Raw genomic sequence first — 21,275 nt, forward strand, 5'->3', positions numbered from 1 at the left:
CGACATCGTGCCCATTCCGGGCACGAAGCGCGTGAAATACCTCGAGGACAACGTGGCGGCGGTGGAGTTGAAGCTCACGCCGGCCGATCTCGCGGCGCTCGACGCGGCCTTCCCGCGCTCGGCCGTGGCGGGCGAGCGGTATCAGACCCAGGCGATGGCGGCGCTCGATCGCTGACCGTGCCCGCGGCGCGCCCGTGGAACGTCCACGGGCCGGCCGCGGTCAGTACAGGCGCGACAGCCAGTGCATCACGTTCAGCGCGAACTGCTGGTCGTCGGTGCCGGGCACGCTCAGCCCCACTTTGCGGGGATCGCCGTCGGGCACCGGCGAGAGCAGCGCCGTGAGCGCGGCCGATTCGCCCAGCACGACCACCCGGCCCTTGCCCACTTCGAACGCCAGCGCCTGGGCGCGGCCGGCGGCTGGCTTGCGCGAGCTCGGCGGCGGCTGGATGCGGATCATCACCCGGCCCGATGCATCGGGCACCGCATTGGCGCGCGCGGCGGCGATCGTCGAGTCCATCTCCTGCTTGGTGGGCATGCGGACGTCGATCGCCGTGGGGCTCATCCTGAGGAGCGCCACGGCGCCCACCGGTCCGGCCAGCGACTGCCCGCCGAACGTCTCCACGCGGTGGATGCGCTCGGAGGCGTCGCGCCCCAGCAGGATGGGATGGGCGCCGAGCAGTCCGTTGGCGTCGGTGAACAGGAGATCGACGGACGACGCCCCCTCGTGCGCGGCGGCGGCGGTGTCGCGCGTGACGGCGCCGCTCATGTCCACGCCCAGCGCCTGCGCCAGCGCCTGCACCGACCCGCTGAACGGCGCCTCGTCGGAGACGAAGAGGAGCGAGCCGCCATCCCGCACCCACTGGACCACGGCGGCGATCTCGGGCGCGCGGAACGCCGGATCTGCCGCGCCGTCGTCCACTCCACCGCGGGCGCCGGCGATCACCAGCACGTCGTGGCCGGCGAGCGTGGCGGCGTCGAGCAGATGCGTGTTCGACGCCACCACATAGCCGTCGGCGGCGAGCAGATCGGCGAACGGCTTGAATCGATCGTCGACGGTGAAGAAGTTGGCGTGCGCGGCGTCGACGAGCACGCGCGGGTGCGAGGCCGTGTATGCCGGGCGCGCCACGCGCGGCCGGAAGTCGCGGTCGGCAAGCTCCTGGTCGGTGCCGCCCATGACCACGCGCCGCACCACCTCCTGCGCGCCGGCCGCTCGGGGAAGGGCGAGCGTGACGGACGCAACGAGCATCGTGAGGGCCACCGCGGCGCGCGCGGCAAAGCCGGCGGGAACGCGGTGCGGGGTCCGGACGACCTTGGACGGCTGGGCGTGCATGGCGGCTCGCGGGCGGGCGTTGAGAAAAAGTAAGCGGCGGCCGCCGGGGCGTCCAATGCCGGGGACCACCGCGGTGCCTCCTTACCGATTCCGGTCCCGCACGTATTTTCTGCGTGACTCTCACCCCACGTCCCATGCCGCTCCGTCCTCGCCCCCTGCCCCTTGCCCTCGCTTCCGCCGCACTGGCGCTGGCGATGCTCCTTCCCTCCGGCTCGGCGTTGGCCCAACGCGGGCGCGGCGCCGGAGGCAGCGCGAGCGGCGGCGAGGCTGCCGAGGCGCGCGGCGGCGCCGATTCCACGGGCGGCCGTGGCGGCCTCCCGCTGGCCGGACTCGCGCTGCGCTCCATCGGACCGGCGATGATCTCGGGCCGCATCAGCGATCTCGCGGTGAATCCGCGCGACAAGAAGATGTGGTACGTGGCCGCCGCGTCGGGCGGGCTGTGGAAGACCGTCAACGCCGGCACCACGTGGACGCCGGTGTTCGACCACGAGCCCGTGTATTCCATCGGTACCGTGGTGATCGACCCGCGGAATCCCAACACCGTCTGGGTGGGCACGGGTGAGGGCAACGCGCAACGCTCGGTGGCCTACGGCGATGGCGTGTACCGGTCGGACGACGGCGGCCACACCTGGCAGAACATGGGGCTCAAGGCGTCGGAGCACATCGGGAAGATCGTGATCGACCCGCGCAATTCGGACGTCGTGTACGTGGCGGCGCAGGGTCCGCTGTTCAGTGGCGGCGGCGACCGCGGCCTGTACAAGACCACGGATGGCGGCAAGACGTGGAAGAAGGTGCTGGACGCCGGCGCCTGGGCGGGCGTGTCCGACGTGGTGATGGACCCGCGGAATCCGGACGTGCTCATCGCCTCGGCGTGGCAGCGCTACCGGCGCGAGTGGGGATACATTGCCGGCGGCCCGGAGTCGGCGTTGTATCGCAGCACCGACGGCGGCGCCTCGTGGCGCAAGATCACCGAGGGACTGCCCACGGGGAGCGAGGTGGGGCGCATCGGGCTGGCCATGGCGCCCAGGGATCCCGACGTCGTGTACGCGATCATCGAAGCCGGCCAGAACCGCGGCGGGTTCTTCCGTTCCACGGACAATGGCGTGAGCTGGTCGCGGATGAGCGACTTCAACACGATCGGGCTCTACTACAGCGCGATCTTCGCCGACCCCACCGATGTCGACCGCGTGTACGCGGTGGACGTGGAGAATCGCGTCACCGACGACGCGGGGCGCACCTTCCGCGTGCTCGGCGAACGCAACAAGCACGTGGACAACCACGTGATCTGGATCGATCCCGACGACGCCAACCACCTGCTGCTCGGCTGCGACGGCGGGCTGTACGAGACCTTCGACCGGGGGCAGACGTACAAGTTCTTCGGCAATCTGCCGCTGGCGCAGTTCTACCGCGTGGACCTCGACAACGCGCTGCCGTTCTACCACCTGTACGGCGGCACGCAGGACAACTCGTCGGTGGGCGGGCCGTCGCAGACGCGCGCGTCGTACGGCATCGTCAACTCCGACTGGTACTTCACGCAGGGCGGCGACGGCTTCTTCTCGCGGGTCGATCCCGAGGATCCGAACACCGTGTACGCGGAGTCGCAGAACGGCGGGATGTCGCGGTTCAACCTGGCCACCGGCGAGCGGATCAACATCGTGCCGCAGCCCGAGCCCGGCCAGCCGGCGCTCCGCTTCTTCTGGGACGCGCCGCTGATCATCAGTCCGCATTCGCACACGCGGCTCTACTTCGGCTCGCAGATCCTGTGGCAGAGCGACGACCGCGGCGATAGCTGGCGCGCCGTGAGCCCCGACCTGTCGCGGCAGGTCGATCGCAACAAGCTCAAGATGATGGGCCGCGTGTGGGGCGTGGACGCGCTGGGCAAGAACACGTCCACGTCGTTCTACGGTTCGATCGTCAGCCTGGCCGAGTCGCCGATCAAGGCGGGGCTGCTCTGGGTGGGCACCGACGACGGGCTGGTGCAGGTGAGCGAGGACGACGGCAAGTCGTGGCGCCGGATCGACACCTTCCCCGGCGTCCCCGACACCACGTTCGTGTCGCGGATCACGCCGTCGGCGTTCGACGTCAACACCGTGTACGCGGCGTTCGACAACCACACGGCGGGTGACTACAAACCGTACCTGCTCAAGAGCACCGATCTGGGGCGGACATGGACGTCGATCGCCGGCAACCTGCCGGCGCTGGGCACGGTCTACTCGGTGATCGAGGACATCAAGGATCCCCACCTGCTGTTCGCGGGCACGGAGTTCGGCCTGTTCTACTCGCCGGACGGCGGCACGCGGTGGACGCAGCTCAAGAGCGGGTTGCCCACGATCGCGGTGCGCGACCTGGAGATCCAGAAGCGCGAGGACGATCTGGCCGTGGCGACGTTCGGCCGCGGCTACTACATCCTGGACAACATCGCGCCGCTGCGCGAGCTGACGCCCAAGGTGCTGGCGTCGGACGCGACCCTGCTTCCCGTGAAACGGGCCGCGATGTTCGTGCACAACGCGCCGCTGGGCGACTCGCACGGCGGCGACTTCTACACGGCGCCCAATCCGCCGTTCGGCGCGGTGTTCACCTACTATCTGAAGAGTGCCATACGCACCAGAGCACAGGTGCGGCAGGCCGCCGAGCGGGCGGCCGACCGCCGCGGGGCGGACGTGTTCTATCCGTCGTGGGATTCGCTGAGGGCCGAGAGCGAGGAGCCGGCGCCGTCGCTGCTGTTCACCGTCACCGACGCCGAAGGCCGCGTGGTGCGCCGTCTCACGGCGCCGGCCACGGCCGGCGTGCAGCGCCTCGTGTGGGACCTCCGCTATCCGAGCATGGCGCCGGTGGCCAGCGGAGCCGCAGCGGGTCGCGGTGGCCGTGGCGGGGGCGGCGGGGGCGGATTCGGCCGCGGCCCCGGGGCGGGCCCGTACGTCATTCCCGGCACGTACCACGTGGCGATGGCCAAGGATGTGGACGGCGTGATCACGCCGGTGGGCGCGCCACAGGCATTCGACGTGTATCTGCTCGACGGCGCGGCCACGCCGCGGTCGGCGGCCGTGGTGGCGTTCCAGGAGAAGACCGCCGGGCTGCAGCGCGCGGTGCTCGGGGCGAACGCGGCGGTCGGCGAGGCCATGGAGCGGCTGCAGGCGCTGGAGCGGGCGCTGGAGCAGACGCAGGCTCCGGTGGATTCACTGACGATGCGGGCGCGGTCGCTGGAGACGCAGCTACGGGACGTCCAGCAGTCGCTCGCCGGCGACCCGACCGTCGCGCGGCACAACGAGCCGTCGCCGCCGTCGCTGATGAGCCGGTTGAACGAGGTGAGCGGCGGGCTCTGGTCGTCCACGCTCGGCGACGCGACCAACACGCAGAAGCGTCAGTACGAGATCGTGGCCGGGCAGTTCGGGGCAATCCTCGCGCGACTGCGTCCGCTGATCGACGTGGAGCTCAAGCAACTCGAGGACGCGGCCGAAGCGGCGGGGGCGCCGTGGACCAGCGGGCGGATCCCGAAGTGGGAGCCGTGAGGGAGGCAGCGCCAGCCGGCGGCCAGCGCGCCGCCGGCTAGTGCAGGCGCGCCCGGTCGGCCTCGTCGGCGGCGTCGAAGATCTCGCGCCCCAGCCAGAGGACGAGTTCGCGGTCCAACTCCTCGGGGTCCTGCTCCTTGCGATGCGGGATGGCCAGGTAGCGCTTGCCCTCGTTCATCAGATACCACATGGCGGGCACGGCGGTCTCGCCGCGCCGCTCGTTGGCCGGCGTGGCATCGTAGGACACGAAATGGAACTGGCGGCCGCGATAGACGATGCGGCGTTGCTCAACCTTGAAACTGGCCACTGGACCTTCTCCGCGACTGGGGGTCGGCGCCCGCTCTGGCAGGCGGCGCTCGGGGCGCGGCCCGTCAGATGGATCGAGGGACGTCCGCACCCTGGTAATCTAACGCAGGCACGCCCCGACGGTGGCCGGAGGGGTCAGTCGGCGCGGCGGACCACCAGGCTCACGAAGAACACGCCCGCCGCGACGACGATCGTGAGCGGCCCGGTTTCGACCCCGAGCAGCGGGCCGGCCAGCGCGCCGGTGAGGGTGGCGAACACGGCGATGCCCACCGAGATGAGCTGCATGCCGCGCAGGCTCCGCGCCAATTGTTTGGCGGTGGCGGCGGGGATGATGATCAGCGAACCCATCAGCAGCACGCCGAGGTAGCGCAGGCCGAGGGCCACGGTGAGCGCGAACGCGAGCAGGAACAGCAGGTCCACGCGCGCCACGTCCACGCCGGCGGTGCGCGCCAGATCGGGCGAGACGAGCGAGATCACCAGTTCACTCCGCGCCCGCACCATGAACACGACGACGAGCACGGCGGCGAGGCTGCCGAGCAGCAGTTCGGCGCGGCCCAGCGTGTGGGGCGCGCCGAACAGCGCGTCGATGAGTTCCTCGCCCGACGCCATCATGCTCCCGATGGCGAGCGCGGCGGAGAACACCACGCCGATGATCGCTTCGGTGGGGATGCGCGTCTGGCGCTCCACGGCCCACACGAGCAGGGTGCCCACCAACAGCGCGGCGAGCGCGCCGAGGACCGGGTTGAAGTGCAGCAGGATGGCGACCCCCACGCCGGGCAGGGCCACGTGCGAGATGGCGTCGGAGGCCAGGGTCATGCGCCGCATCACGGCCACCGATCCCACGAGCCCGGCGGCCACCGCCATCCCGAGGGGGAGCAGCAGCTCGCTAGGCGCCGGCATGCGGGTGTCCGTGCTCGTGATCGTGGAACTTCACCTGCGCCCCGTACATCTCCTGGAGCCGCTCGGTGGTGAGCACGTCGATGGGCGGGCCGAAGCACGCCGCGGCCCGCGACAGGCAGAGCACGTTGTCCGCGTAGCGGTACACCAGGTTGAGTTCGTGCGAGATGAGCAGGAGGGTGAACTTCTGCTCCCGCTGGAGGTGGCGGAACAGCGCGTAGATGCTCTCCTCGCCGGGCTGGTCCACGCCCGCCGTGGGCTCGTCGAACAGCAGCACCGAGGGGTGCCCCATGAGAGCGAACGCCACCAGCAGGCGCTGGAACTGCCCGCCGGAGAGCGTGCCGATGGGCCGGTGGGCGATCTCGGCGTCGAGGCTCACGTCGTGGAGCGCGCGGGCGATCTCATCGCGCGGCGCGTGGGAGACGTCGGCCTTGGCGTGCAGGAAATCGAACCCGGTGATCGGCAGGTCGCGCTCGATGTCGAGCTTCTGCGGCACGTAGCCGATCCGCGCGCCGGGCGCCCAGACGAGGGTGCCCTCGTAGGGCACCGTGCCGATGAGGGCCCGGAACAGCACCGTCTTGCCCGACCCGTTGGGGCCGATGATGGCGAGTGTGCTCCCGGCATCCACGGAGAAGCTCAGGTCCCGCAGCACGCGGTCTTTGCCGAAGGTGACCGAGAGGTGCTGGACGTCGAGGGCGGAGGGCATGGGGCATGAACGTTACCATGCCGTCGGGCGCGGCGAAAGCGCGCCGCGGATCAGTGATTGCGCGAGATGAGCTGGATGACGCCGCTGCCGTATTGGCGGCCGAATTTGGTCACGGCGTCGATGCCGGAGTAGAATCGCACCTCGGCGATCTCGGCGGCGGGCATCGTGTTCATGTCGGCGAGCTGGCCGTATTCGACGTCGTTCAGGAACACGGTGGCCACGTCGCGGGCGGAGGTGAGGAGTGAGATGCGTCCGCGGTCGCGCAGGTATTCGGGCCGGAGTCGGGCGATGACGCCATAGATGGACGCCGACGGGTACTGCCGGATCTCGGACTCGGTGATGATGTTGGGGTCATCCACCTTGGCCAGCGGCGCATGGTGGAAGCACCCCGCAGTGAGCATTGCCGCGAACAGCAGCCATCGGCGAGCGGACATCGGCGCGCTCCTCCGTTCCCCACCAGCGGTGAAAGGCGGACGGCCCCGGCGAATACCGGGGCCGTCCGTACTACACGATCACCTTCCCGGCGTCAGTTACAGACCGGCGTCGGAACGGTCCCGCCGCGCGCGTTGACCTCGCGTGTCGGAATCGGCAGCGCGGTCTGGAACACGTCGGTGGCGGTTTCCTTCTTGAGATACGTGGCGTTGAGGCGGCCGTAGGCCCGGAGGTCCACGAACCGCTGCGCGCCGGTGAACAACAGCGAGTAGCGCTTCTCGTAGAGCACGGCGCTGATCGCCGCGGGAGCACTCGTGAACGTCGCGTAGGGCGGGAGGCCGCCCTGGTTGACGCGCACGAAGTTGATATCGGCCGTGGCCGCCGCCAGGTTGTTGGTCGCGATCTCGGCCTGGGCCCGCAGCAACACGAGCTCGGCCACCGTGAGCACCGGCATCGGGCGCGTGAGGTTGGACCCGATGGACGGCACGGCGTAGGTGTAATCGTAGGTGGTGGTCACGCCCTGCCCGGTGGCGGCGAGGGCACGCTTGGTGATCTCCACCGCGCGCAGGTCGCCGGGCTGGATGCTGTCGCCCACGGCGGGGTTGAGGTGAATGGCGGCGTCCACGAGCGGTGCCGTCGCGTCGCCCGGGGCCGTGCTGTACACGTAGTAGATCGAATTGTTGAGCGCGCTCGGATCGAGCGGCCCGATGGCCTGGTTGAGCGCACTGATCGCGGTGGCGAAGCTGGCCGCGTTCGGGTGGCCATGGTCCATGCCGCGATAGAACTCGACCTTGCCCTTGAGGCCCCGATTCCAGGCCGCGAACGCGGCCGGCGTCGAGTAGTCGCCCTGGAGGGAGAAGCCCGAGGGCACGGTGAAGGGGAACGGCGTGGCGCCGGCCGTCTGCAGGTCGGCGTACGCGCTGTCGAGCAACGCTGAAACGTAGGCGAGGCCGTTGGACTTGCAGACGAACGGCGCCGGCGACGCGTTGATGCCATGGTCGACGTCGATCGGCAAGCCCAGCGTGTCGCGCATCTCGATGATCCGATAGTACGCGAGCGCCTTGACGGTGCGGGCGAGGCCGCTCGTGGCTGCCTGTTCCTGCGCCGACAGGTCGCTGGCCGTCTTGATGTTGTCGATCAGGTTGTTGGCGGCGGCGATCTCGGTGTAGTACCCGCCCCACATGCCGTTGCCGACGAACCCACCGGGATCGGCCGGCAGGCCGATGAGCTCGGTGATGTAGCGCGGCTCCGCCGAGTCGAGGCGGTAGAGGTCGCGCGCCATCGTCTCGGGGAACACGATCCCGAGATTCCCACGGTCCGAATTGAGGAGTCCCGTCATCAGCAGCTGCACCGACGAGCGGTTGAGCCCGCTCTGGAGCAGCGACGACGACACGTTGTTGAGGTCCGGCACTCCAGTCGAGTCCTTGCATGCTCCGAAGAGCATGAGGCCCGCGATGAGCGCCACTGTGCGTTTGATCATGATTCGATTCATCCTGGTTGGATGGTCACGTCAGAAGTTGGCGATCACCGAGAAGAACACGCTGCGGCTGGGCGGATACGGGGTCACGTCCTGGAAGCGGCCGATGTTCTGGTCGCTGAAGTTCGAGACTTCCGGATCGTAGCCCTTGTACTTGGTCCACGTGGCCAGGTTGCGGCCACCGACCTCGAGGCGCACGTCGTGGTTCCCGCCGCCCAGGAGGTTGGCGACGACCGAGTGCGGCAGCCGGTACGAGAGCGTGAGTTCGCGGAGCTTCACGAAGCCCGCCGGCTCCACGTACGAGGCGTAGCCCTTGAGGTAGTTGCCGAACCGCTTCTGGGTCATCGCGGTATCCTGCAGGATCTCCACCGGGTCCACGTACAGGCCGGTGAGGTCCACCGCGTAGCCACCGTGGCGGACGTCGAACAGGCTGGAGAGGCTGAAGTTCTTGTAGTCGAATTCGTTGGAGAAGCCCATCGTGTATTTGGGCGCGCTGTCCCAGTTGGTGATGTGGCGCGTGCGACTCTTGAACGCGCCGCCGACGAACGTCGTGTCCCAGCCGTTGAAGGCCTGGAGCGTGGTGACCGAATAGCCCGTGCAGACGTACGGCGCACCGAACCGCTGCGAGAAGTACGCGCCGCCCAGGAAGCAGGGCACGGCGAGGTTGGTCACGCGGCTCCACACGTTGGCGAACGTGGTGCGCGACACCCAGGTGAAGCCGCCGCGGTCGATCGGCGTCATGCTCAGGGAGTACTCGGTGCCGGTGTTCCGCATGGCGCCGCCGTTCAGGATCTTGGTGGCGTAGCCCGTGGACGGCGCGACGGCCGCCGACAGGATCAGATCGCTCACCTGCTTGTTGAAGTACGTGGCGTTGAACTCGGCCCGACCGCCGAGCAACTGGATATCGGTGCCGAACTCGGTCTCGGCCGACGTCTCGGGCTTGATGGCCGGGTTGCCTGCCGTGGTCGAGGGCGTGGCGCCGAGCTGCCCGTCATAGACGCCCACGCCAAGGGGCGTGTACTTGCTGCCGTAGTTCGGCTGGTTGCCGGCCTTGCCATAGGCGGCGCGGAGCTTGATGTCGTCGGCCCACCGCGGCAGCCAGGGCAGCCGGTACGACACGGCGTACTTGGGATACGTGTAGAACTTCTTGTCGTTGCCGTTCACGCTCGAGCGCTCGGCGTTGACGGCGGCGGTGAGGAACAGCCGGTCGTGCAGGGTGAGGAACTCTTCCTGCAGGTAGTAGGCGAAGTCCTTGACCAGGAACTGGTTCTCCAGCAGCGACTGCTGCACGCCGAAGTTGACGTCGGTCACGCCGGCCGGGATGTTCTGCCCGCGGTTATAGATGCCGTCGCTCTGCCGGCGGTCCTGCCGCAGGCCGAACGACGTCGTGGCCGTGAACATGTTCGTGATCAGCTTATTCGCGCCCGAGAGGTTCAGGTTGGCGAAGGCGCTGGTCGACTTGTTGGTGACGATCGTGCCCGGCAGGCCGTCGGCCGACTCGAAGAACACGTTGGGCGGCGAGAACAGGTGCGAGCTGTACTGGAAGGCGTCGATGCCGGCGATGAAGGTGAAGTCCAGCGTCTGCCGCGCCGAGCTGTACACCGAGAGATTCGTGTTGATGCTGCCGATGTACCGGAACACGTCCTCGGGGTTCTTCACGAGCTGCGCGTCCTGGAACGGATTCGCCAAGCTGCTCACGAACGGGTTCGGCGAATACTGCCCGTTGGTGGTGGCCGAGAGGTTCACCCAGGTGGGGGTGGCCGAGAACACGTCGCCGGGCGACACCACGGGGCTGTTGTCGTTGCCCGAGATGCCGCGGTCGGTGAGCGTGTGGATGAACTGGTTGTTGGACCGCAGGTTGATATGGCTGCCGATCAACTGCCCGATGTTGGCCGTGATCGACTGCTTCTGGTAGTAGGTGTTCTTCTGGATGGCGTTGTCGCGGCTGGCGAGCCCGCCGATGTAGTACGAGGTGGTTGCCGTGCCGCCCGAGACCGACATGTCGGACTCGTACGACGCCGGGTTGCCGCCGTAGAACTGCTTCTCGAAATCGTTGCACACCGGCTGCCAGGCCACCGGCGGGGCGCCATTGCCGCCGTAGACGTTGGTCCACCAGTCGTTGGCTTCGGCCGCCGACGTGAAGCAGCGGAAGTGGAGCTGGTTGGACAGCGTGTACTGGCCCACGCGCTGCGTGAAGCTCACCTTGGGCGCGCCGGCCTGGCCGCGCTTGGTGGTGATCACGATGACGCCGTTGGACGCCAGGGAGCCGTAGATGGCGCCCGCCGACGGGCCCTTGAGGACTTCGATGCTCTCGATGTCGTTGGGATCGAGGTCGGCGATGCGGTTGACGGGCTGGTCCTGGATGTTCGTGATGCCGCCGCCGGCGTTCGTGATCGAGTTCAGGCCCGATCCGATCGCCGCGTTGCTCACGATCACGCCGTCCACAACATATAGAGGGCTGGAGCTGGCGTTGATCGACGTCACGCCGCGCAGTTGCACCTGGGCGCCGCCGCCGGGCGCGCCCGAGTTCGTGGTGATCACGGCCCCGGGGATCTTGCCCTGGAGGTCGCTCTCGATGGTCTGCGCCGGAGCCCTGGTCAGATCCGACCCGCTCACGACGGCCACGGCGTTGGCGGCGTTCTGGCTGGACACCGTCGTCGCCACGCCCGTGATGACCATCTTGTCGAGCTGCAGGACGTCCTTCTCCATCTTGATGTCGGCCGTCGTCGCGTCGGGGGCCACCTTGGCGTTCGTCACGCGATAGCCGAGCCGGCGCGCGATCAGCGTCTGCGCGCCATTGGGAACCGTGATCCCGAACGAACCATCACCGGCCGTGATGACGCTGATCGTGGTGCCCTGCACGTGGATCTGCGCACTGCCGATTGGTTCGCCTGCCGATCCGGTCACATGGCCGGTCACCCGCCGCTGCGCGAATGCATCGCGCGCGGTGAATGCCAGCAACATGCCGACCACCAGCAGGAAACGGTGTTTGGTCACGTCGCCTCCAAAATGAGTGGGGGTACAACGGCATGCGCCCGATCCCGGCTGACCTTGGCGCACGCAGGTAGGTTATCCGTATCAACTCGGCCCCGATTCATCGGGTCACATGAATGGGCTGCCGGGTGGGCCCTGAACGCAGCCCACAGCCAACGCGTTGCGCTTCTTTGTGATTTCTTAACGTCTGATACGGCGCGGTGGCTGGTCCGGCCCGCTACCCCACGAGCACCGTGCGGTCGATGGCCGCCACCGTCGGCCGGCCGCACAACGCCATTGCCAGCACCAGTTCGTTGCGCAGACCGTCGAGCACCTGCCGCACGCCGTCCTCGCCGTTCATGGCCAACCCCCACAGATACGGCCGGCCGATGAGCACGGCCCGCGCGCCCATCGCGAGCGCCGCCACGATGTGCGAGCCCCGCCGGATGCCCCCGTCCACGAGCACCTCGAGGCGCCCGCCCGCGGCGTCCACCACGTCGCGCAACGCGTGCGCGCTGCACACCGAGCCGTCGAGTTGCCGCCCGCCGTGGTTGGACACGATCACCGCCTGCGCGCCATGGTCCGCCGCCAGCCGCGCGTCGTCGCCCGCCAGGATCCCCTTGAGCACCACCGGCAACCGCGTGATCGACCGCAGCCAATCGATGGACCGCCAGTCGAGGCTGGGATCCCACAGCGCGTTCACGTACCGCGCGAGCGCCGAGTCGCGCTCGGCCACCGCCATCCCGGCCACCGCGTACGGCTCGAGGTTCTTGATCGTGATGCCCGGCGGCAGATGGAATCCGTTGCGCACCTCGCGCTCGCGGCGCCCGAGGTAGGGCACGTCCACGGTGACGCAGAGCGCCTCGTAGCCGGCCGCCTCGGCGCGCTGCACGAGGGCGCGCGTGACCTCCCGATCGCGATAGCAGTAGAGCTGGAACCAGCGCGGCCCCGCGGCCGCGGCCGCCACGTCCTCCAACGACGTCGTGGCGACGGTGCTCACCACCTGGATCACGCCGGCCGCGGCGGCGGCGCGGGCCACCGCGCGCTCGCCCTCGGGGTGCGCCAGGCCGTTGAATCCGCACGGCGCGGTGAGCAGCGGCATCGACACCGGGCGGCCGAGGACCGTGGTGGCGCAGTCCACGCGGCTCACGTCCACGAGCACGCGCGGCCGCAGGCGCACCGCCTCCCATGCGCGGCGATTCTCGTCCACGGTGAGTTCGTCGTTGGCGCCGCCGGCGTAGTAGTCGTACACCATCTGCGGGAGGCGATCGCGGGCGAGCGCTTCGATGTCGTTGAGATTGACCGGCGAGGTCATGCCGTTCCTCGGGGATGCGGGTGCGGTAGAGAGTACCGCGCGAACGCCCGCGGCGAAACCGGCCGGACCGCGAAAGCGCAAGAGCGCGCGCGGCGCGGTCCGCGGGCAACGCCGCTGGACGCCGCCGCGTATGTCCAGCAGCTTTTCCCGCATCAGGGTTCCCCCGCCCCCCGTCACGAGGCCTCCATGTCCACGCGCGCGCAACGGCCCGCCAGCCGTGCGTCCACTGCTCCCACCCCGCGCTATCTGCCGCTGCTGCTCCTGCTGTTCGTGGGCAGCGGCTGCGCGGCGCTGATCTACGAGATCGTCTGGTTCCAGCTCCTGTCGCTCAACATCGGATCCTCGGCGGTGTCGCTCGGCGTGTTGCTGGGCACGTTCATGGGGGGCATGTGTCTGGGCAGCCTCGGCCTGTCGCGCGTGGTCTCGGCGCGCCGCCACCCGCTGCGCGTGTACGCGGCGCTCGAAGCCGCGATTGGCGTGTTCGGCGTCCTCGTGCTGTACGGCCTCCCGTACGCCGGCGGCATCTACACGTCGATCGCCGCGCACGGCATGCAGGGGCTGTTCCTGCGGGGCGTGGTGAGCGCGATCTGCCTGCTGCCGCCCACGCTGCTCATGGGCGCCACGCTCCCCGCCATCGCGCGCTGGGTGGAGACGACGCCGGCCGGCGTGTCGTGGCTGGGCTTCTTCTACGGCGGCAACACGGCGGGCGCGGTGTTCGGGTCGCTGCTGGCCGGTTTCTATCTCCTGCGCGTCTACGACATGACCACGGCCACGATGGTGGCGGTGGCGATCAACGCCGGGGTGGCGCTGTCGGCGTTCGCGCTCTCCACGGTCACGCCGCACGTCGCGGCCACCGGCGAGGCGCCGGCCGCGGAGGCGGCGGCCCCGGCGCCCGGCGCCTGGCTCGTCTACCTGACGATCGGCATCTCGGGCGCGACGGCGCTGGCCGCCGAGGTGCTCTGGACGCGGATGCTGTCGCTGCTGCTCGGCGCCACGACATATACGTTTTCACTCATCCTTGCGGCGTTCCTGGTGGGGATCGGCATCGGGAGCAGCATCGGCTCGGTGATCGCGCGCTCGGTGGCCAACGCGCGGACGGCGCTGGGGTGGTGCCAGGCGCTGCTCGTCGTCGGCATGGCGTGGGCGGCGTATTCGAGCACGCAGATGCTTCCGTACTGGCCGGTGAATCCGGGGCTGGCCAGCAGTCCGCGGTTCCTGTTCGAGATCGACCTCGTGCGCTGCCTCTGGGTGGTGCTCCCGGCGGCGCTGTTGTGGGGGGCGAGCTTTCCCCTGGCGCTGGCCGGCGTCGGCTCGGGCGAGCGCGACGGCGGACGCCTGGTGGGGCGCGTGTACGCGGCCAATACCGTGGGGGCGATCATCGGCGCGCTGTGCGCGAGCCTGCTGCTCATCGCCTGGATCGGGACGCAGCAGTCGGAACGCGTGCTGATCGCGCTGGCCACGGTGAGCGCGCTGCTCATGCTGGTGCCGGTGCTGTCGCCGGACGCGACGCGGCTGCGCGTGAGCCGCACGGGCGCGGCGTGGGGCGTGGCCACGGTGGCGGCGGCGCTGTGGCTGGGCTCCACGGTGGCCCCGGTGCCGGGATTGCTGGTGGCCTACGGCCGCTGGATGGTGACCTACCTGCCGTATCAGGGGCAGATCATCTACGTGGGCGAGGGGATGAACTCGTCGGTGGCCGTGACGCGGTCGGCCGACGGCGTCATGAACTACCACAACGCGGGCAAGGTGCAGGCGTCGAGCGAACCGCAGGACATGCGGCTCCAACGCATGCTCGGGCACCTCACCACGCTGCTGCCGGCGAACCCGGCTTCGGTGCTGGTGATCGGCTGCGGAGCCGGCGTGACGGCGGGCGCGGTGTCGGTGGATCCGCGCGTGAAGCACGAGACGATCGCCGAGATCGAGCCGCTGGTGCCGCGCGTGGTGTCGAAGTACTTCGCGCCGTACAACTTCGACGTCGTGGCCAATCCCAAGGTGAGCGTGGTGATCGACGACGCCCGCCACTTCATCCTCACCACGGACCAGAAGTTCGACGCCGTCACCTCCGACCCGCTCGATCCGTGGGTGAAGGGCGCGGCCACGCTGTACACCAAGGAATTCTTCGACGTCGTGAAGCAGCATCTGAACCCCGGCGGGGTGGTGACGCTGTTCGTGCAGCTCTACGAGAGCAACACCGAGGCCGTGAAGAGCGAGGTGGCCACGTTCATGCAGGCCTTCCCCAACGGCATGGTGTTCGGCAACACCTACAACGGCGGCGGCTACGACATGGTGCTCGTGGGCTCCGTGGAGCCGATGACGATCAACGTCGACTCGATCGAGAAGCGCCTCGAGACGCCGGCCTACGCGCCGGTGGCGCGCTCGCTGAGCGAGATCGGCTTCTACTCGGCCACCGATCTGTTCTCGACGTTCGCGGCGCAGGGGCGGCAGCTGGCGCCCTGGCTGGCCGACGCGCAGATCAACCACGATCGCAACCTGCGGCTGCAGTACCTGGCCGGGCTGAGCCTCAACCAGTACAACCAGCAGGCCATCTACGCGCAGATGCTGCGGTACCGCGCGTATCCGCCGGATCTGTTCGCCGGCTCGCCGACGACGCTGCAGGCGCTGCACGCGGCGATCACGGGAGGCATGTAACCGCATGCGGTCCCGCCGCGTGCTGCCGCTGCTGCTCCTGCTGTTCGTCGGCAGCGGCTGCGCCGCGCTGATCTACGAGATCGTCTGGTTCCAGCTGCTGCAACTGGTGATCGGGTCCACCGCCGTGTCGCTGGGCGTGCTGCTGGGCACGTTCATGGGCGGGATGTGCATCGGCAGCCTGGCGCTGCCCCGCTACGTCTCGGCGCGGCCGCACCCGCTGCGCGTGTATGCGGCGCTGGAGCTGGGCATCGGCGCGATCGGGATCGCCGTGCTGTTCGCGATGCCGTATGCCGGCGGGCTGTACACGGCCGTCGCCGGCCAGGGGGTGATGGGGCTGTTCACGCGGGCGCTGCTGTGCGCGGTCTGCCTGCTGCCGCCCACGATTCTCATGGGCGCGTCACTGCCGGCCATTGCGCGCTGGATCGAGGCCACCCCCCGGGGCGTGTCGTGGCTGGGGTTCTTCTACGGCGGCAACACCGCCGGCGCCGTGGTGGGGTCGTTGCTCGCCGGGTTCTATCTGCTGCGCGTGCACGACATGCCGACCACGACGTACGTGGCGGCGGCGATCAACCTCGTGGTGGCGGGGCTGGCGTTCGCGCTGGCGGCGGTGACGCCACGCGACGCGGCCCCCGCGGCCCCCGCGGAACCGGCGGCCGGCGACGCGACGTTCGTGCGCCGGGCGTGGGCGGTGTACGTGGTGATCGCGCTCAGCGGCCTGGCGGCCCTCGGCGCCGAGGTGGTGTGGACGCGGCTCCTGTCGCTGCTCCTGGGCGGCACCACGTACACGTTCTCGATCATCCTCGGCGTGTTCCTCATCGGCATCGGCCTGGGGAGCAGCGCCGGCGCGTGGCTGGCGCGCCGCGAGGCCGCGGCGGCGTTCGCGCTGGGCGTCTGCCAGTTGCTGCTCGTGGCCACGGTGGCGTGGGCGGCGTACATGATCGCGCGCGCGCTGCCGTACTGGCCGGTGGACCCGGGGCTGTCGCCCAGTCCGCGGTACACGTTCGAGATCGATTTCGCGCGCACGCTCTGGACCGTGCTGCCGGCGGCGCTGCTCTGGGGCGCCAGCTTCCCGCTGGCCCTGGCGGCGGTGGCGGTGGCGGATCCGGCACAGGATCCGGGACGGCTGGTGGGCGGCGTGTACGCCGCCAACACCGTGGGAGCGATTCTCGGCGCGTTGCTGTTCAGCCTCTGGCTCATCCCGGCAGTGGGCACGCAGAACGCGCAGCGGGCGCTGATGCTGGTCTCGAGCGCGGCCGCGTTGTTGATGCTGGTGCCGCGGGGCCGGGGGTGGTCGCCGCTGGCGGCGGCGACGATCGCGGCCGGCGTGCTCATCGGCACCGTGCCGCGCATCCCGTTCGAGCTCATCGCCTACGGCCGCCAGATGCCGTGGCGGCTCAACGAGGTGAAGGAGTTGTACCGGGGCGAAGGCGTGAACTCGTCGATCGGCGTGTCCGAGGAACCGAACGGCGTGCGCAACTTCCACGTGAGCGGCAAGGTGGAAGCGTCCACCGAGCCGCAGGACATGCGGCTGCAGCGGATGCTGGGCAGCATCCCGGCGCTCTTCCATCCCGACCCCAGATCGGTGCTCGTGGTGGGGTTCGGCGCCGGCGTGACGGCGGGCTCGCTGCTGCCGTTCCCGAGTGTGCAGGACGTCCGCATCTGCGAGATCGAGCCGCTCATCCCGCCGCACATCGGGCCGTATTTTGCCGAGCAGAACTTCAACGTGCTCACCAACCCGCGCGTGCACATCACCTACGACGACGCGCGGCACTACATCCTCACCACCAACCGCACGTACGACATCATCACGTCCGACCCCATCCATCCGTGGGTGAAGGGCGCGGCGACGCTGTATACCAAGGAGTACTTCGAGCTGGTCAAGGCGCACCTGAATCCGGGGGGCCTCGTCACGCAGTGGGTGCCGCTGTACGAGAGCAACCAGGACGCGGTGAAGAGCGAGATCGCGACCTTCTTCGAGGTCTTCCCCAACGGCACCATCTGGGGCAACACCAACGGCGGGCAGGGCTACGACCTGGTGCTCCTGGGCCAGGTGGCGCCGCTCGCGCTCGACATCGACACGCTCGAGGCGCGGATGGCGCGCCCCGACCATGCGATGGCGGAGATGTCGTTGAGCACCGTGGGCTTCCCGTCGGTGCTCGACCTGCTCGGCACCTACGCCGGCCGCGCCTCGGACCTCGCGCCGTGGCTCAAGGGCGCGCAGATCAATCTCGACCGGAACCTGCGGCTCCAGTATCTGGCCGGCAACACGCCCGACTGGTACAAGAGCGGGCCGATCTACCAGGGCATCCTGGCGTACCGGAAGTTCCCTGCCGACATGATCACGGGCAGCGCGGCGGAGTTGGGACAGCTCCGCTCGGCGCTCACGAGCTTCCCCGGGCCGTAATACGCCCTACCGGGCCTGCACCAGCTCCTCGCGCAGTACGTCCAGCCGGAACTCCGCCCATCCGTCCACCTGGTAATACTGCACGTAAATGTCGTGGCGCCCGCCGGTGAGCGGCGCGAGATCGATCGCCGACTCGTGCGGCCGCCAGTCGTCGATCACGAGCCGGCCGTCCACCCACACCCGCACCGCGTCGTCGCTGATCGTGCGCAGGGTGTAGTTGCCGGGCGGCACGGTGACGCGCGTCGTGGCGTCCAGCGCCCAGTGTTCGACGGGCAGGCCGGCGATCGTTGGGCGGTACCATTCATAGTCCAGCCGTTCCTCCTGGCGCGCCAGCGTCGGCGTCCCGTGGAGCAATGCCGCGAACGCCGCGGGCGCCGTGCGCGGATCGGTGCTGTCGCTCCACACGAAGAACCGCGCGTCCCAGGCGCGGATGGGCTCGAACATGCCATATGAAAATTGATATGGCTGTCCGGCCCCCACCGTCTCGCCGCGCGGCGAGACCGTGGCGCCGCCGCGATACTCGAGCGTGAGCCCCCAGTCGCCCAGGGAATCGGCGGCCGGGGTCACGGCGATCGTGTCGCCGGTGCGGCCGCGCTCGCGCGAGAGCGCGGCGACGCCGCGCCGCGACACCACGCGCCACGCGCCCGCCGGGCCGAGCACCGCGAGCCGCAGTGGCACGGCGTGCGTGCTGTCCACGGGCCAGAGTTTGGGGGAGCGCCAGTCGTACGGCCCCCACCCGTCGACGACGATCGCCGAGCGGTCGCGGCGCGTGAGCGCCGAGGCCGGCACCCGGCGTTCCGACGCCGGCGCCGGCGGCGCCAACCGCGCGTACGCCCGCGGCAGCAGCGACGCCGGCTCGCACGCCGCGGCGGTGCCGGCCGCGCTCCCGGCGTCCGGCGCCACGACGGCGTTGCTGTCCATCCGCGAGGCCGACGTGTCCTTGAGCACGAAGGTCGTGTCCACGCCCACGAACCGGTTGCGCGCCACCGTCAGCTCGGACGTGTTGGCCGCGCGCACCGCCACCCGGTTGCCCGCGAAGGTGTTGTCCCGCACGCCGTAGTCGTGGCTCCGCGTGTCGTGCTGCTTGGGGTAGCCCCAGTCGGAGGGCTGGGTGGGGTTGGCCCACAGCCAGATGGCCGTCGAGTCGCCGAGGAACCGGTTGGCGAGGATCACGTTGTGTTGGCCGTGCTCGATGGCGATGCCGGTGCGGTTGCCCACAAAGCAGTTGCCCACGATCGGCGAATCGTAGCTGTAGCCGCCCCACAGGCCGTTGTCGCTGCCGTCCGACCGATTGCCGATGAACCGGTTGCGGCTGAACGTGGCTTCCATGCCGTTGGTGGGCGCGAAGCTGAAGTCGTTGCCGAAGAACAGATTGTCGTTGGCGCCGCCGAGGCCGGTGTCCATCGTGCTCTGGCCGGCCCACAGGAACAACCCGTCGCCGCCGTGCGTGACCGAGTTGTACGCCACCACGTTGCTGTCGCTCTGTTCGTAGAGCAGCAGCCCCGCCGAGTCCTGGCCGCGCCGGTAGAAGCCGTGGCTGTAGCCGCGCACGTCGAAGTCGATGCGGTTGTGCTCGATCACGTTGCTCGCCGAGCGGTAGAGCCCCAGCCCCAGTCCCGAGTTGTACGACAGCGTGTTGTCGTGGATGCGGAGACTGTCGCTGCGCACGAGCATCAGCCCGTTCATCCCCTGCTCGGCCACGTTGTCGCGGATCTCGCCCCCGTGCACGTCCACCAGATAGGCGCCGGCCCCGTAGCGCAACCACTCGTCATGCTCGTTGTGATGGAACGAGAGCCAGTCGACCAGGCTCTCGTGCTCCACGAGGCTGTACAACGGCGGCTTCCAGTTGTAGCTGAGGTCGTTGCCGATCAGCGCCAGGTCGCGCGTGCCGCGCGCCATGATGCCCACCTTGTAGCCGCGGATGTGCGCGTGGAGAATGCGCACGTGGCGCCCGCCGTCCACGCGCACGGCCACGCCCGCCGCCTGGTCGGGATCGGCGTGCGGGTCGATCCCTTCCATGTGCGCGCCGGCGAAGTCCACGGTGACGTCGTCGCCGCGGATGGTGACCACGGCGGAGTCGAGCGAAGGCGCCGCCGCCAGGTGATAAGTGCGAGGCACGATCCGCACCGAGGTCGTGATCACCATCCCCCGGCGCAGTTCCACCGACGGGAGGCGGGCCGCGTGCTGGGCGGCGAGCATGCACGGCGCGAGGGCGCCGGCGAGCATCAGGCAGGAGAGTCGGTTCATGGCGCCCGGAAGATGCCCAGACGCGCGGCCATGCACCAGCCGGCACTTACGAGGAGCTTACACGCACCGCGATGCGGACCCGCCCGGCGGCGTGCACATTCTCCCCATGCTCAGAGCATCCATGGGACGCCTGGCGGCCCTCGCCCTCGTCGTCGCGGCCGCGCCCGTCGCCGCCCAGTCGGTCGATTCGCTCATCGCCCTCAATGTCGCCGCCCGCGGCGGCATGGCGCGGCTGCGCGCCGTGCGCACCGAGTGGCTGGCGGGGCACATCGTGCTCGGCCCAGGCGCGGACGCGGTGGACACCGTGGAGTTGGAGCGGCCGCTGCACATCCGAACGACGCTGCACCTGAACGGGAAGACCATCGTGCAGGCGTCGGACGGCCGCACCACGTGGACGATCAATCCGTTCGCCGGAGACACGGCGCCCCACGTCATGGAGCCGGACCTCGCGGCGAACGTCGAGGCCGGCGCCGACTTCGACGGCCCGCTCATCGACTACGCCGCCAAGGGCAATCGCGTGACGTTCGCGGGCACCGACACCGCCGACGGACGGCCCGCGTCCCTGCTGCGCGTGACGACCGCCGCGGGGCTGCAGGACACGTACTTCATCGACGCCGGGACGCACCTGCAGACCAAGTGGAGCGGCCGGCGCGTGGTGAACGGCGACACCGTGGTGTACGAGTCCTGGTTCCGCGACTACCGCTCCGTGGGTGGGGTGATGGTGGCGTTCCGGATCGACAGCGACACGCGCGGCCGGCCCGGCGTGCAGCGGATCCGCTTCGATTCGGCGGCGGTCAACGTGCCGCTGTCCCCGGCCCGGTTCCGCATGGCGCGCTGAGGCGGGGCCGGTGTTATTTTCCTCCTCCGACCCCAGCCGCCGTTCCGGCCACGCCCCCTGCCCACATTCCGCTTCACTTCGTTCGGCGCGCCCGCGCGCCGGCTCGCCGCGCTCGCCCTGGTGCTGGCCGCGTCCCACGCCGCGGCGCAGGATGCCCCGTCGCTCACCGAGTGGCGGTCCTACCTGCGCGCTTCC

At 69.7% G+C, this 21,275-nt stretch carries 13 protein-coding genes; 4 read left to right on the forward strand and 9 right to left on the reverse strand.

Annotated features, from left to right (window positions below):
- Positions 1-220 precede the first annotated feature (220 nt).
- The gene (locus VNE60_08800; protein ID HVB31605.1) at positions 221-1,330 is read right to left on the reverse strand and encodes a DUF4350 domain-containing protein; all 1,110 of its coding nucleotides are present in this window, start codon (positions 1,328-1,330) and stop codon (positions 221-223) included.
- 134 nt (positions 1,331-1,464) lie between these two features.
- On the opposite strand from VNE60_08800, the gene VNE60_08805 reads away from it, so the two are divergent.
- Positions 1,465-4,839 carry a hypothetical protein gene (locus tag VNE60_08805; protein ID HVB31606.1) on the forward strand — a complete coding sequence of 1,125 codons (3,375 nt, stop codon included), beginning with the start codon at positions 1,465-1,467 and terminating at the stop codon, positions 4,837-4,839.
- A gap of 37 nt (positions 4,840-4,876) precedes the next feature.
- On the opposite strand, the gene VNE60_08810 is transcribed toward VNE60_08805, so the two are convergent.
- The 7 genes from VNE60_08810 to VNE60_08840 form a co-directional block, all read right to left on the reverse strand.
- Entirely contained in the window at positions 4,877-5,146 is a 270-nt protein-coding gene (locus tag VNE60_08810; protein ID HVB31607.1) for a hypothetical protein, read from the reverse strand.
- Between the two features lie 134 nt (positions 5,147-5,280).
- Positions 5,281-6,045, reverse strand: coding sequence for a metal ABC transporter permease (locus VNE60_08815; GenBank protein HVB31608.1), 765 nt, complete (start codon positions 6,043-6,045; stop codon positions 5,281-5,283).
- Entirely contained in the window at positions 6,032-6,748 is a 717-nt protein-coding gene (locus tag VNE60_08820; protein ID HVB31609.1) for a metal ABC transporter ATP-binding protein, read from the reverse strand. Before VNE60_08820 ends, VNE60_08815 begins: the two co-directional genes overlap by 14 nt.
- 50 nt (positions 6,749-6,798) lie before the next feature.
- A complete protein-coding gene (locus VNE60_08825; protein HVB31610.1) occupies positions 6,799-7,182 on the reverse strand; it encodes a hypothetical protein in 384 nt (127 codons plus the stop codon).
- 92 nt (positions 7,183-7,274) lie between these two features.
- The gene (locus VNE60_08830) at positions 7,275-8,660 is read right to left on the reverse strand and encodes a hypothetical protein (protein ID HVB31611.1); all 1,386 of its coding nucleotides are present in this window, start codon (positions 8,658-8,660) and stop codon (positions 7,275-7,277) included.
- A 30-nt stretch (positions 8,661-8,690) separates the two neighbouring features.
- Entirely contained in the window at positions 8,691-11,654 is a 2,964-nt protein-coding gene (locus tag VNE60_08835; GenBank protein ID HVB31612.1) for a SusC/RagA family TonB-linked outer membrane protein, read from the reverse strand.
- Positions 11,655-11,868: 214 nt separating this feature from the next.
- On the reverse strand, positions 11,869-12,945 hold the full coding sequence (locus VNE60_08840; GenBank protein ID HVB31613.1) for an alpha-hydroxy acid oxidase: 1,077 nt from the start codon (positions 12,943-12,945) through the stop codon (positions 11,869-11,871).
- A 186-nt stretch (positions 12,946-13,131) separates the two neighbouring features.
- On the opposite strand from VNE60_08840, the gene VNE60_08845 reads away from it, so the two are divergent.
- Positions 13,132-15,591 carry a fused MFS/spermidine synthase gene (locus VNE60_08845; GenBank protein HVB31614.1) on the forward strand — a complete coding sequence of 820 codons (2,460 nt, stop codon included), beginning with the start codon at positions 13,132-13,134 and terminating at the stop codon, positions 15,589-15,591.
- Positions 15,592-15,595: 4 nt separating this feature from the next.
- Positions 15,596-17,995 carry a fused MFS/spermidine synthase gene (locus VNE60_08850; GenBank protein HVB31615.1) on the forward strand — a complete coding sequence of 800 codons (2,400 nt, stop codon included), beginning with the start codon at positions 15,596-15,598 and terminating at the stop codon, positions 17,993-17,995.
- Positions 17,996-18,001: 6 nt separating this feature from the next.
- On the opposite strand, the gene VNE60_08855 is transcribed toward VNE60_08850, so the two are convergent.
- Positions 18,002-20,242 carry a NosD domain-containing protein gene (locus tag VNE60_08855; GenBank protein HVB31616.1) on the reverse strand — a complete coding sequence of 747 codons (2,241 nt, stop codon included), beginning with the start codon at positions 20,240-20,242 and terminating at the stop codon, positions 18,002-18,004.
- Between the two features lie 106 nt (positions 20,243-20,348).
- On the opposite strand from VNE60_08855, the gene VNE60_08860 reads away from it, so the two are divergent.
- The gene (locus tag VNE60_08860; GenBank protein HVB31617.1) at positions 20,349-21,080 is read left to right on the forward strand and encodes a hypothetical protein; all 732 of its coding nucleotides are present in this window, start codon (positions 20,349-20,351) and stop codon (positions 21,078-21,080) included.
- Positions 21,081-21,275 lie beyond the last annotated feature (195 nt).

The sequence above is a fragment of the Gemmatimonadaceae bacterium genome (assembly GCA_035533755.1).
In the GTDB taxonomy this organism is placed as follows: Bacteria; Gemmatimonadota; Gemmatimonadetes; order Gemmatimonadales; family Gemmatimonadaceae; genus JAGWRI01.

Excerpts from the sequence above, each read along its gene's own strand:
- VNE60_08800 (HVB31605.1), bottom strand. The coding sequence starts at position 1,330 with ATGCACGCCCAGCCGTCCAAGGTCGTCCGGACCCCGCACCGCGTTCCC.
- VNE60_08805 (HVB31606.1), top strand. The coding sequence starts at position 1,465 with ATGCCGCTCCGTCCTCGCCCCCTGCCCCTTGCCCTCGCTTCCGCCGCA.
- VNE60_08815 (HVB31608.1), bottom strand. The coding sequence starts at position 6,045 with ATGCCGGCGCCTAGCGAGCTGCTGCTCCCCCTCGGGATGGCGGTGGCC.
- VNE60_08820 (HVB31609.1), bottom strand. The coding sequence starts at position 6,748 with ATGCCCTCCGCCCTCGACGTCCAGCACCTCTCGGTCACCTTCGGCAAA.
- VNE60_08825 (HVB31610.1), bottom strand. The coding sequence starts at position 7,182 with ATGTCCGCTCGCCGATGGCTGCTGTTCGCGGCAATGCTCACTGCGGGG.
- VNE60_08830 (HVB31611.1), bottom strand. The coding sequence starts at position 8,660 with ATGATCAAACGCACAGTGGCGCTCATCGCGGGCCTCATGCTCTTCGGA.
- VNE60_08840 (HVB31613.1), bottom strand. The coding sequence starts at position 12,945 with ATGACCTCGCCGGTCAATCTCAACGACATCGAAGCGCTCGCCCGCGAT.
- VNE60_08845 (HVB31614.1), top strand. The coding sequence starts at position 13,132 with ATGTCCACGCGCGCGCAACGGCCCGCCAGCCGTGCGTCCACTGCTCCC.
- VNE60_08850 (HVB31615.1), top strand. The coding sequence starts at position 15,596 with ATGCGGTCCCGCCGCGTGCTGCCGCTGCTGCTCCTGCTGTTCGTCGGC.
- VNE60_08855 (HVB31616.1), bottom strand. The coding sequence starts at position 20,242 with ATGAACCGACTCTCCTGCCTGATGCTCGCCGGCGCCCTCGCGCCGTGC.
- VNE60_08860 (HVB31617.1), top strand. The coding sequence starts at position 20,349 with ATGCTCAGAGCATCCATGGGACGCCTGGCGGCCCTCGCCCTCGTCGTC.